At 49.8% G+C, this 12,442-nt stretch carries 9 protein-coding genes; all 9 read right to left on the bottom strand.

Going from position 1 to position 12,442, the window contains the following annotated elements:
* Window positions 1–82: 82 nt before the first annotated feature.
* The 9 genes from rpsL to rplK all read right to left on the bottom strand — a co-directional run bounded on the left by rpsL (window position 83) and on the right by rplK (window position 12,399).
* Window positions 83–511, bottom strand: coding sequence for a 30S ribosomal protein S12 (gene rpsL, locus H8B13_RS05725; RefSeq protein WP_084445982.1), 429 nt, complete (start codon window positions 509–511; stop codon window positions 83–85).
* Between the two features lie 267 nt (window positions 512–778).
* Window positions 779–1,111, bottom strand: coding sequence for a DUF3467 domain-containing protein (locus tag H8B13_RS05720; protein WP_187309864.1), 333 nt, complete (start codon window positions 1,109–1,111; stop codon window positions 779–781).
* Window positions 1,112–1,218: 107 nt separating this feature from the next.
* Window positions 1,219–5,568, bottom strand: coding sequence for a DNA-directed RNA polymerase subunit beta' (gene rpoC / locus H8B13_RS05715; RefSeq protein ID WP_187309863.1), 4,350 nt, complete (start codon window positions 5,566–5,568; stop codon window positions 1,219–1,221).
* Between the two features lie 279 nt (window positions 5,569–5,847).
* Window positions 5,848–6,057, bottom strand: coding sequence for a hypothetical protein (locus tag H8B13_RS05710; RefSeq protein ID WP_187309862.1), 210 nt, complete (start codon window positions 6,055–6,057; stop codon window positions 5,848–5,850).
* 66 nt (window positions 6,058–6,123) lie between these two features.
* Window positions 6,124–10,014, bottom strand: a complete 3,891-nt coding sequence (gene rpoB, locus H8B13_RS05705) for a DNA-directed RNA polymerase subunit beta (protein ID WP_222841344.1) — start codon at window positions 10,012–10,014, stop codon at window positions 6,124–6,126.
* 203 nt (window positions 10,015–10,217) lie between these two features.
* Complete coding sequence (gene rplL, locus H8B13_RS05700) at window positions 10,218–10,598, bottom strand: 50S ribosomal protein L7/L12 (protein ID WP_084445969.1); 381 nt, start codon at window positions 10,596–10,598, stop codon at window positions 10,218–10,220.
* A gap of 68 nt (window positions 10,599–10,666) precedes the next feature.
* Window positions 10,667–11,221, bottom strand: a complete 555-nt coding sequence (gene rplJ / locus H8B13_RS05695) for a 50S ribosomal protein L10 (protein ID WP_187309861.1) — start codon at window positions 11,219–11,221, stop codon at window positions 10,667–10,669.
* A gap of 17 nt (window positions 11,222–11,238) precedes the next feature.
* Window positions 11,239–11,934 carry a 50S ribosomal protein L1 gene (gene rplA / locus H8B13_RS05690; protein WP_133271648.1) on the bottom strand — a complete coding sequence of 232 codons (696 nt, stop codon included), beginning with the start codon at window positions 11,932–11,934 and terminating at the stop codon, window positions 11,239–11,241.
* Between the two features lie 21 nt (window positions 11,935–11,955).
* Window positions 11,956–12,399: a 50S ribosomal protein L11 gene (gene rplK, locus H8B13_RS05685; RefSeq protein ID WP_187309860.1), complete on the bottom strand. Its 444-nt coding sequence runs from the start codon at window positions 12,397–12,399 to the stop codon at window positions 11,956–11,958.
* Between the last annotated feature and the right edge of the window lie 43 nt (window positions 12,400–12,442).

Below are 12,442 nucleotides of genomic sequence, written 5' to 3'. Positions count from 1 at the left end.
TCAGAAGTGAGTACCGAGAAGTGAGAAGTGAGATAAGAACTGCGTCTCACCTCTCACTTCTTACTACTCATCTCTTATTTAATTATTTTTTCTTGCCGGGTGCTGGCTTACCGCCTTTGCCGGTTGCAGCGGGCTGCCCTGGCTTCGGACGCTTAGCGCCATACTTCGAACGACGCTGGGTACGACCACCTACGCCAGCGGTATCAAGAGCACCGCGGATGATGTGATAACGTACACCGGGAAGGTCCTTCACGCGGCCACCGCGAATTAGCACGATGCTGTGCTCCTGCAGGTTGTGGCCTTCGCCTGGAATGTAGGCGTTGACTTCTTTGCCGTTGGTGAGACGCACACGAGCGACTTTACGCATCGCCGAGTTTGGCTTCTTGGGCGTAGTGGTATATACACGGGTGCAAACGCCACGGCGCTGCGGGCAGGAATCGAGTGCCGGCGACTTTGACTTAGTCGTCAGCTTTTCTCTTCCCTTTCGTACTAACTGATTGATGGTAGGCATCTACGGAATGGTTTGTCAAGGAGGGTTCTCTCCCAAAAAATTAGGCTTGCAAAGGTATAGAAGTTGCTTTACAATAGCAAACAGGTTGAAATAGTTTGTTTTAGGGAAAGTGCTTTATAGCAAGTAACTTATCTCTCACTCCACTTAACCATACATAACACTCTCATATTTGCCCCAAAAAGTCGCAAATAGCAGCTGGGGGGCTTTTTCGAGTTGTTTATAAATAAGCTACAAACACCCTGATAAGGTTCAGCTTACTTACAATGTTTACGCCTCCCCCATTGTACCGCCAAAATTCATCGGGAAGTTTGGCATATCAGGCTGAGATTTTATCGGTCCAAATGTCTGCTCGAAACGGTCTACGTTATCAGCTAGCGCGGCAAGTAGGCGCTTAGCGTGTTCTGGTGTTATAACAATGCGAGCTTTAACCTTCGCTTTTGGCAAGCCCGGCATCAGTCGGATAAAGTCAATAACAAACTCCCCACTGCTATGCGCTATCATAGCCAGATTGGCGTACTCACCTTCCGCAATTTGCTCTGACAGCTCAATATTAATTGCGTTCGGATCTTGGGGGGCATTTTGATCAGGAGGGAGATTCATAAGGTAAGGTTGGAAGCAAATAATAGATTGAAATCAAAATTAGTGAAAAGAGAAAAGCCGACCGGAAAGTATCCAGTCGGCTTTTCTCTTTACTCACGTATCAAATACTACTCCTGAATAGAAGCCTCACGCTTGCTTGCGCGAGCGGGGCGCTTCGTTTCAGTGTCAGCCTTAGGAGCAGCGGCAGCTGCTTCCATCTCCTCCTTCGAGCCCACAACCTGGCGAGTGTACTCGCGCAAGCCGGTACCAGCCGGGATGAGGTGACCAACAATTACGTTCTCCTTCAGGCCTAGCAGTTCATCAGCTTTGCCACGGATAGCCGCTTCGCTAAGTACCTTGGTCGTTTCCTGGAAGGAAGCGGCCGAGATGAAACTCTGCGTACCCAATGAGGCTTGGGTGATGCCTTGTAAGGTCGGACGCGAAACGGAAGGCTGTGCGTCGCGCACTTCCACCAATTTCAAGTCACGGCGTTTCAGGCTGGAGTTCTCGTCGCGCAGGCGGCGGGCACTCACAATCTGACCAGGCTTCAACTCCGTAGAGTCGCCAGCATCGGTTACCACCTTCATGTCGATGATGGTATCGTTCTCCTCCATGAAGACGATCTTATCAATCACCTGATTTTCGAGGAAAGTCGTGTCGCCGGCATCAAGGATAACCACCTTTTGCATCATCTGGCGAACTACCACCTCAATGTGCTTATCGTTGATTTTCACACCCTGCAAGCGGTATACTTCCTGAATCTCGTTCACGAGGTACTCCTGTACAGCACCCGGGCCCTGAATGCTCAGGATGTCGGATGGCGTAATAGCACCATCGGAGAGCGGCATACCAGCACGAATGAAGTCGTTATCCTGCACTAGAATGTGCTTGGACAGCGGCACCATGTACTTCTTCTTCACGCCGTCTTTCGACTCAATGAAGATTTCACGGTTACCACGCTTCACTGTACCATACGTTACCACACCGTCGATTTCCGACACTACGGCCGGGTTCGATGGATTACGGGCTTCGAACAGTTCCGTCACTCGGGGCAGACCACCGGTGATGTCGCGAGTCTTACCAATAGCGCGAGGAATCTTAGCCAGAATGTGACCAGCCTTGATCTTGTCGCCATTTTCCACGTTAAGGTGAGAACCTACTGGGATGCTGTAACCCTTCTGACCTTCAGTGTCGCCTTTCTTAGCGGCTCTAACGATGATCGATGGGTTCTGATCCTTGGCTTTTGACTCTATGATAACCTTTTCGCGGTGACCCGTCTGCTCATCCGACTCCTCACGGTAAGTGATGCCTTCCGTAATAGCGTCATACTGAACCGTACCATCAAACTCCGAAAGGATGACAGCGTTGTAAGGATCCCAGTTGCAAAGCTCATCGCCCTTCTCCACTTGCTGACCTTCGTCAACAATCAGGAAAGAGCCATAAGGAACGTGGTTTGAAATGAAGACTTTGCCAGTGGCAGAATCTACAATCCGAACCTCTCCTGAGCGACCCATTACTACTTTGCCCTTCACACCTTCGTCGGTAGTAGTAGCTACCGTACGAATATCTTCGAACTCGACCGTGCCAGCGAACTTAGCACGGATGCTAGCTTCAACAGCAATGTTAGAAGCAGTACCACCTACGTGGAAGGTACGCAGGGTAAGCTGGGTACCAGGCTCACCGATGGACTGAGCGGCGATTACACCAACGGCTTCACCTTTCTGTACCATGCGGCCAGAAGACAGGTTACGACCGTAGCACTTAGCGCAGATACCACGCTTCGATTCACAAGTCAGTACCGAACGGATTTCTACCGTCTCAATAGCTGTATTGTCAATTAGGCGAGTGATTTCCTCGGTAATTTCCTCACCAGCGGCCAAGATTATCTCGTCATTCAGCGGGTTCACAACATTGTGAACTGCAACACGGCCAAGAATACGCTCAGCAAGTGACTCTACGATGTCCTCGTTATCCTTCAAGGCCGAAACCTCTAGGCCACGAAGAGTACCGCAGTCTACCTCGTTTACAATAACGTCTTGCGATACGTCTACCAGACGACGAGTCAAGTAACCAGCGTCAGCTGTTTTCAGAGCTGTATCGGCAAGACCTTTACGAGCACCGTGGGTTGAGATAAAGTACTCGATAACGTCCAGACCTTCTTTGAAGTTAGACAGAATCGGGTTTTCAATAATCTCACCTACTGAGCCTTGCAGCGATTTCTGAGGCTTAGCCATCAGACCCCGCATACCGCCGAGCTGACGAATCTGCTCACGTGAGCCACGAGCACCGGAGTGCATCATCATGTAGATCGAGTTGAAACCCTGGTTCTCCTTTTCGAGGCGGCCCATGAGTGTCTCCGTGATCTGGTTATTGATACGCGTCCAAATATCGATAACCTGGTTGTAACGCTCGTTATCGGTAATCAGACCCATCTGGTAGTTTTGGGTTACTGCTACCACGTCGGCCTGCGCCTGAGCGATAAGAGCATCCTTCTCCTTTGGAATCTGAATATCACCTAGACCCATCGACAAGCCACCTTTGTAAGCCGACTGGAAGCCCAGCGTCTTGATGTCGTCGAGGAACTGAGCCGTGCGGGCCATACCCGTACGCTTGAATACAAGCGAGATGATCTGCTGAAGCTTCTTCTTAGTCAGTAGTTCGTCAACGAAGCCTACTTCCTCAGGAACCAACTGGTTGAACAGAACACGGCCAGCTACGGTCTCGATAATCTTGGTAACAAGCTCGTCATTCTCGTTCCGCACTTTCGTACGTACCTTAATAAAGGCGTGCTTCGAAAGCTGACCTTCATTGATAGCAATAACAACTTCCTCGTCCGAGTAGAATACACGGCCTTCGCCCTGTACTTTCTCGTCGTCGGTGCTGCGCTTGCCTTTGGTTACGTAGTACAGACCGAGTACCATGTCCTGCGACGGTACCGCGATAGGCGCGCCGTTGGCTGGGTTCAGAATGTTGTGCGAAGCCAGCATTAGCGTTGAGGCTTCTAGGATAGCGGCCGGTCCTAGCGGAACGTGCACAGCCATCTGGTCACCGTCAAAGTCAGCGTTGAATGCCGTACAAACGAGTGGGTGCAGTTGGATAGCTTTACCCTCGATCAGGCGAGGCTGGAAAGCCTGGATACCCAAGCGGTGCAAGGTAGGAGCACGGTTGAGCAGGACTGGATGGCCTTTCAGCACGTTCTCCAGAATATCCCACACTACGGCATCCTTACGGTCAACAATCTTCTTCGCTGATTTCACCGTCTTCACGATACCGCGCTCAATAAGCTTCCGGATAATAAATGGCTTGAACAGCTCAGCTGCCATGTTCTTAGGCAGACCGCACTCATGTAGCTTCAACTCAGGGCCAACCACAATAACCGAACGGCCAGAGTAGTCAACACGCTTACCGAGCAAGTTCTGACGGAAGCGGCCCTGCTTGCCTTTCAGCATATCGGACAGCGACTTCAGCGCACGGTTACCTTCGGCGCGCACGGCATTCACCTTACGCGAGTTGTCGAAGAGCGAGTCAACAGCTTCCTGCAGCATGCGCTTCTCGTTCCGCAGAATCACCTCAGGAGCCTTGATTTCGATCAGGCGCTTGAGGCGGTTGTTACGGATAATAACGCGACGGTATAGGTCATTCAAGTCGGAGGTAGCAAAACGCCCCCCATCCAATGGAACCAGCGGACGCAGCTCCGGTGGAATCACCGGCACCATGCGAATCACCATCCATTCAGGTTTGTTCTCGATACGAGTAGCCGCGTCGCGGAAAGCTTCTACTACACGCAGACGCTTCAACGCATCAGCTTTACGCTGCTGCGAAGTCTCGTGGGCTGCAGAGTCACGCAAACTATAGGAAAGCTCGTCGAGGTTGGTACGCTCCAACAGAAGTTGCAGCGCGTCAGCCCCCATCCGGGCAATAAATTTATTGGGGTCTTCATTGGGCAGCATCTGATTCTCGCGGGGAAGTTTATCGATGATGTCCAAGTACTCGTCTTCGGTAAGGAAGTCAAGCTGCTGTACGCCTTCTTCGGCTAATACACCAGGCTGAACTACCACATAGCGCTCGTAGTAGATAATCTGGTCAAGCTTCTTGGTAGGCAGGCCCAGCAAGTAACCGATTTTATTGGGCAGGGACTTGAAATACCAGATGTGAGCAACAGGCACCACCAGTTCGATGTGGCCCATACGCTCCCGACGCACCTTCTTCTCAGTTACCTCCACGCCGCAACGGTCGCAGATGATGCCCTTGTAACGGATGCGCTTGTATTTACCGCAGTGGCATTCCCAGTCCTTCACAGGACCAAAAATCCGCTCGCAAAAAAGCCCCCCCATCTCGGGTTTATACGTCCGGTAGTTTATAGTCTCGGGTTTCACTACTTCCCCATTCGACCGCTCTAAGATGGATTCGGGCGAGGCCAGCGAAATAGTGACTTTCGAGAAGTCCTGCACCAGTTTTTTATTCTTTGCAAATGCCATGTATGGTAGCTTTTATTAGCTGTTGGCTTTTTTTCTGTTAATTAATTTCGTCGCGCTTATGAGAAGTCGAGAAGAAAATAACAGTTTGACTCCGCAAAAAGTGCTCTGTGGGTCGGACAGGTACGCCACACAGTAGGTTTTCGCCAGGTCAATTTTACAATCAAACTCTCGTAAAACTCATCAGGCTTGATATTGATGTTCTGACCTTGTCTCGGAACATCGCCTGAAAAGTATCTATTGAGCTATTAGCATTATGCGTTACAATTAGCTTGCCTTAGACTACATATTATATGTATCAACTGTGGAGAAAAGCAAAGTGTAAAGACCCGATAGAATTAAAAAAGTAGCCAAGACAACAGAAACACCTTGGCGTTTTTTGAAAAAGCTATCAGGGTTGGCTGTTTGACCAAACATTCCTAACGTCTTAATCAATATTACTAATCCTAAAATCAACCTTACACCGCCAAACAGAAATGGAAGAGCAGTCATTTAGGTTTAAGTGAAGCAAGAATTGGCTGCTGGTATTGAAACACCAGCAGCCATTAATTTCAAGCATTAATCAAGCGTGATTTCCAGCGCCAGTCCACGCAACTCATGAATGAGTACGTTGAATGACTCAGGGATATTTGGCTTAGGTAGCACGTCACCCTTCACGATGGCTTCGTAAGCTTTGGCTCGGCCGACAACGTCGTCCGACTTCACCGTCAGGATTTCCTGTAGCACGTTCGAAGCACCGAAGGCCTCCAACGCCCACACTTCCATCTCGCCGAAGCGCTGACCACCAAACTGTGCCTTACCACCTAGCGGCTGCTGCGTAATGAGCGAGTATGGTCCGATGGAACGAGCGTGCATCTTATCATCAACTAAGTGACCCAGTTTCAGCATATAGATGACACCTACGGTCACCGGCTGGTCGAACTGCTGACCAGTGAGACCATCGTGTAGGTAGGAGCGACCGAAGTGCGGCAGTCCAGCTTCTGCCAACTCGCGGGATACTTCCTCTTCGGTAGCACCATCGAAAATCGGGGTAGCGTAGGTACGGCCTAGCTTCAAGCCAGCCCAACCCAATACAGTCTCATATATCTGACCGATGTTCATGCGGCTTGGTACACCGAGCGGGTTAAGCACGATGTCCATTGGCGTACCATCAGCCAAGAAAGGCATATCCTCATCGCGTACGATGCGGGCTACAACCCCCTTGTTACCGTGACGACCAGCCATTTTGTCCCCTACCTTCAGCTTACGCTTCTTGGCGATGTACACTTTGGCCAGCTGCACGATACCTGCGGGGAGTTCATCACCTACTTCCAGGGTAAACCTGTCACGCTTGAAACGAGCCGTAATAGTGTTTCGGCGCTTGGCGTAATTCTTCACCAATTGCAGCAGCATGTTATTCACTTTCTCATCGGCGGTCCAGTTCTCTAGGATTAGGTCCTTGAACATATTTACCTCTTCCGGTACAGCGTAGTTGCTCTCATCCTTATAAGGGTTCTTCTCGGGGAAGAGCGCCTCGGTGACGTTCTTCTTACCGAACTTCACACCTTTCGACAAGATCTCGTCGCCAAACTTGTGTTTTACACCCTGAGAGGTTTTGCCCTCCAAAAGCTGCACTAGTTTGTCAACCATCACTGCCTTCACACTCCGAAGCTCTTGGGCGTAGCGGTCTTTCAACTCTTCTACTTCCTTCTTCGACTTAGCGCGCAGGTTCTTGTCTTTCTTCGGACGCGAGAACAGCTTGGTACCGATAACCACACCATTCAAAGATGGCGGCGCCTTAAGTGAAGCGTCTTTCACATCACCAGCTTTGTCGCCAAAGATGGCGCGAAGAAGCTTCTCTTCAGGCGTTGGGTCAGTTTCACCCTTAGGGGTGATCTTACCGATGAGTATGTCGCCTTCCTTCACCTCTGCACCCAAACGGATAATACCGTTATCGTCGAGGTTACGAACAGCTTCCTCGCTCACATTGGGAATCTCCGACGTCAACTCCTCCTCACCACGCTTCGTCTCCCGAACTTCTAGCTCGAATTCCTCAATGTGGATAGAAGTGAAGATATCGTCGCGAACTACACGTTCTGAGATAACGATAGCATCCTCGAAGTTGTAACCTTGCCATGGCATAAAGGCCACCTGCATGTTACGACCTAGAGCTAGCTCACCCTTATTGGTACCATAACCTTCGCACAGCGGCTCGCCCTTCGTTACCCGCTGGCCTTTCTTCACCAGTGGCGTGAGGTTAATGCAAGTGTCTTGGTTAGTACGACGGAATTTAATAAGGTCGTAGGATACTCGTTCAGCATCAAAGCTCACAAGTACATCTTCAGCAGTCAGATCATAGCGAACGATAATCTTATTAGCGTCTACATAATCAATTTCACCATCACCTTCGGCTACAACCAGCGTGCGCGAGTCAATAGCAGTACGTCCCTCCAAACCCGTGCCCACGATAGGAGCTTCAGGACGGAGAAGCGGCACAGCCTGACGTTGCATGTTCGAGCCCATCAGTGCCCGGTTAGCGTCATCGTGCTCCAAGAAAGGAATCAACGAAGCAGCTACTGATACAATCTGGTTAGGCGCAACGTCCATATAGGAATACTCGGCTGGCTCTACAACTGGGAAGTCGCCTTCGAAGCGGCCTTTAACCAATTCTGACAAGAAGTTACCCTTATCATCGATGCGAGCATTAGCCTGCGCGATGTGGTGAGTATCTTCTTCTTCAGCGGTCAAATATTTCACTTCGTGACTTACGTCAACCTTACCTTCTTTTACTGCGCGGTAAGGAGTTTCGATAAAGCCCATGCCATTCACGCGGGCGTGAACGCACAATGAAGAGATCAGGCCGATATTAGGTCCCTCAGGAGTTTCGATGGTGCAAAGACGACCATAGTGGGTATAGTGCACGTCACGTACTTCAAAACCAGCACGCTCTCGTGATAGACCTCCTGGCCCCAGTGCCGATACGCGACGCTTGTGCGTCACCTCGGCCAACGGGTTGGTCTGGTCCATGAACTGAGAAAGTTGGTTCGTGCCGAAGAAGGAGTTAATAACTGACGACAACGTACGAGCGTTGATCAAGTCAACTGGCTTGAAGTCCTCGTTGTCGCGCACATTCATACGCTCCTTGATAGTACGCGCCATACGGGCCAGGCCTACACCAAACTGGGCATAAAGCTGCTCCCCAACCGTACGTACCCGACGGTTAGACAAGTGGTCAATGTCATCGACTACTGCCTTCGAGTTAATAAGACCGATCAGGTATTTTACGATGAGAACGATATCCTCATTGGTCAGTACCCGAGCTTCCCAGTTCTTATCAAGACCAAGCTTCTTATTGATGCGGTAACGACCAACGTCACCGAGGTCGTAGCGCTTATCAGAGAAGAACAGTTTCTGGATAATGTCACGAGCAGTTTCTTCGTCAGGAGCCTCCGTGTTACGGAGCTGACGATAAATTTGCTCCACAGCTTCCTTCTCCGAGTTGGAGTTGTCCTTCTGTAGGGTGTTATAGATAATGGCGAAGTCCGCAATGTTCACATTCTCTTTGTGAAGAATGATAGACTTCGGACCTGCATTCAGGATTACATCGATGTCTTCTTCCTGAATAGTGGAGTCACGCTCCAACAGAACTTCGTTACGGTCGATAGATACCACTTCACCAGTATCCTCATCCACGAAGTCTTCAGTCCAAGTACGTAGTACCCGAGCAGCCAACTTACGGCCTACTGCTTTCTTCAAGCTCTTCTTCTCAGCCTTCACCTCCTCCGACAAACCGAACAGGTCGAGAATGTCTTTGTCAGTTCCGTAACCAATAGCACGGAGCAGAGTCGTTACCGGGAACTTCTTCTTCCGGTCGATGTAGGCGTACATCACGTTGTTCACGTCTGTGGCAAACTCAATCCACGAACCTTTGAACGGAATGATACGCGCTGAGTACAGCTTAGTACCGTTTGTGTGCTTGCTCTGGGCGAAGAATACACCAGGGGACCGGTGCAACTGCGACACAATAACACGCTCGGCACCGTTGATAACGAAAGAGCCTTTTTCTGTCATGTAAGGGATATTTCCCAAAAATACTTCCTGCTCAATCGTCTCGAAGTCCTCATTATCCGTATCGTTGCAGATAAGACGAAGCTTAGCCTTCAACGGGACAGAGTAAGTCAAACCACGGTCAATACACTCGTCGACCGAATATTTCGGCGGATCGACGTGATAATCCATAAACTGCAGCACAAAGTTCTCGCGCGAGTCCGAGATTGGAAAGTTCTCTGCGAACACCTTAAATAGGCCCTCGTCGGCACGGCTTTCGGCCGCAGTCTCCAACTGGAAGAAATCTTGAAACGACTGCAGTTGCACGTCCAAGAAGTCCGGATACTCGATAACTTTTTTAATCTTGGCGAAATTGATTCGCTCAACGGCTTTCTGTAAAGCCTCTGCTTTCGGTGTAGCCAATGCGTTTGGGTCTTAAGAAATGGACACTGAAGCTTACTCACTCTGGTCAACTTGACCAATCCCACCTACGTACCCGTAGGCACGAAAAGCCGCAATGCGGCGCTGGGGGGCATTTTATTAAAACTTATAGCCTACAAACAGGAAAAGACCTGGCTTAGTTGCCAGGCCTATCCAAGTTTATAGGAGAAAAAGCGGGCCGCAGCTTACTTAACTTCTACTTCAGCGCCGGCTTCTTCCAGTTGCTTCTTCAGCGTGTCGGCTTCGTCTTTGGTAACACCTTCTTTCAAAGGCTTAGGAGCACCGTCAACTAGTTCTTTAGCTTCTTTCAAGCCAAGACCAGTCAGGTCTTTCACCAATTTAACTACAGCCAGCTTAGCGCCGCCAGCAGCCTTCAGGATTACGTCGAACGAGGTCTTCTCCTCAGGAGCTTCAGCAGCAGCGCCACCACCACCACCGGCCATCATTACTGGAGCAGCCGCAGCAGGCTCAATGCCATACTCGTCTTTCAGGATAGTAGCCAGTTCGTTTACTTCTTTCACCGTCAGGCTAACGAGCTGCTCAGCGAATGCTTTCAAATCTGCCATTTCTGTAGATTGTTAAAAAAAGGTTATTGAATCGTTTGGAAATTGAAAGTGAAAAAGATGAGCAGCGGTTAGCCTGCAACCTCTTCTTTTTCGGAAAGTGTCTTAAGGATACCAGCCAGTTTGCTGCCGCCGCTCGACAGAGCAGAGATAACATTCTTGGCAGGTGATTGCAGCAACCCGATGATTTCACCGAGGAGTTCCTGCTTGCCTTTAATAGTGCTAAGCATTTCTAACTTATCAACACCAACGTAAACGCCACTGTCAATAAGTGCGCCTTTTAGTGCTGGCTTAGGAACTGCAGTTTTGCTGTAGTTCTGCTGCTTGTAGAAATCCTTTAACAATTTGGCTGGTGCATTACCTGACTCTTTTGAGAACAGGATGCCTGATTGGCCTTTTAAAGCTTCGTCCATCTCGGTAGTATCACCACCGAGGGTATCGAGTGCTTTTCGGATCAACGTGTTCTTGTACACTTTGTACTCCATCCCGCGGTTGAAGCACAGGCGACGGAAATCGTTAATCTTCGCCACGGACATCGTAGAGGCATCCGTAATATAGAACGCGTTGTGCGATTGAAACTTTTCGCTCAACTCGTTGACGAGGTCTTGTTTTTCTTCCCGGGTCATAGTTCGTCGTCAGTTAGTTAGGCGGAAGTTACCGTCGTGTCTACCGGAACAGCCGGGCTCATCGTGCTCGAAAGCGTGATGCTCTTGATATAAGTACCCTTAGCCGACGAAGGCTTCAGACGCGTTAGCGTTTGAATCACTTCGAAAGCGTTTTCGGCGAGTTTGTTGTCGTCGAATGATACTTTGCCTACGCTGCAGTGAATGATACCTGTCTTATCAACTTTGAAGTCGATTTTACCAGCTTTTACTTCTTGCACAGCTTTAGCTACGTCAGTCGTAACAGTACCTGACTTAGGGTTAGGCATCAGACCACGAGGACCAAGTACACGACCCAAACGGCCTACTTTAGCCATTACTGACGGCATTGTGATGATCACGTCGATATCAGTCCAGCCTTTCTCGATTTTCGAGATATAGTCATCAAGGCCAACAAAGTCGGCTCCAGCAGCAGTTGCTTCAGCTTCTTTATCAGGTGTTACTAGAGCTAGTACACGAACGGTTTTGCCAGTACCGTGGGGCAATGTGGCTACGCCACGTACCATTTGGTCGGCTTTACGGGGGTCAACGCCCAAACGCACATCGATATCAACAGATGAGTCGAACTTAGTGTAAGTAATGTCCTTCACTATTTTCGCTGCCTCAACTAGTGACCGTACTTGCGTCAGGTCGTGCTTGGCAAGGGCTTCCTTGCGTTTCTTGCTAACTTTTGCCATGAGCTTTTCTAGGATTAAAAGTTAGTTGGCAAAGGGAGAATCGCCCTTGACGGTGATACCCATGCTACGGGCTGTTCCAGCCACAAGCTTCATAGCCGACTCAATCTTGAAAGCATTGAGGTCAGTCATTTTGGTTTCAGCAATCTGGCGCACCTGATCCCAGGTAACCGAGCCAACCTTGTTACGGTTAGGCTCCTTCGACCCACTTTGTATTTTTGCAGCTTCGAGCAGCAATACCGGCGCGGGGGGCGTTTTCACCACAAAGTCAAAAGACTTGTCGGTGTACATGGTGATCAAAACGGGACATACCTGGCCGGCCTTATCCTGGGTGCGAGCATTAAACTGCTTGCAAAATTCCATGATGTTAAGGCCTTTGCTACCAAGTGCAGGTCCAACCGGCGGCGAAGGATTCGCGGCGCCTCCCTTTATCTGCAGTCGCAGATAACCTTTAATTTCTTTGGCCATTGGTGTTAAAAGGCTTCAGGCTTGCTGGTCGTAACACCGTGGG

Origin of the sequence: Hymenobacter sp. BT188, from assembly GCF_014333585.1 — a bacterium.
In the GTDB taxonomy this organism is placed as follows: Bacteria; Bacteroidota; Bacteroidia; order Cytophagales; family Hymenobacteraceae; genus Hymenobacter.
Note: the sequence above shows the minus strand (reverse complement) of the source record. Positions and strands in the feature narration are given on the sequence as shown.

Bases quoted from the DNA above. Each gene is read 5' to 3' on its own strand.
- rpsL (WP_084445982.1), bottom strand. From the start codon at position 511: ATGCCTACCATCAATCAGTTAGTACGAAAGGGAAGAGAAAAGCTGACG.
- H8B13_RS05720 (WP_187309864.1), bottom strand. From the start codon at position 1,111: ATGAATCTCCCTCCTGATCAAAATGCCCCCCAAGATCCGAACGCAATT.
- rpoC (WP_187309863.1), bottom strand. From the start codon at position 5,568: ATGGCATTTGCAAAGAATAAAAAACTGGTGCAGGACTTCTCGAAAGTC.
- H8B13_RS05710 (WP_187309862.1), bottom strand. From the start codon at position 6,057: ATGACTGCTCTTCCATTTCTGTTTGGCGGTGTAAGGTTGATTTTAGGA.
- rplL (WP_084445969.1), bottom strand. From the start codon at position 10,598: ATGGCAGATTTGAAAGCATTCGCTGAGCAGCTCGTTAGCCTGACGGTG.
- rplJ (WP_187309861.1), bottom strand. From the start codon at position 11,221: ATGACCCGGGAAGAAAAACAAGACCTCGTCAACGAGTTGAGCGAAAAG.
- rplA (WP_133271648.1), bottom strand. From the start codon at position 11,934: ATGGCAAAAGTTAGCAAGAAACGCAAGGAAGCCCTTGCCAAGCACGAC.
- rplK (WP_187309860.1), bottom strand. From the start codon at position 12,399: ATGGCCAAAGAAATTAAAGGTTATCTGCGACTGCAGATAAAGGGAGGC.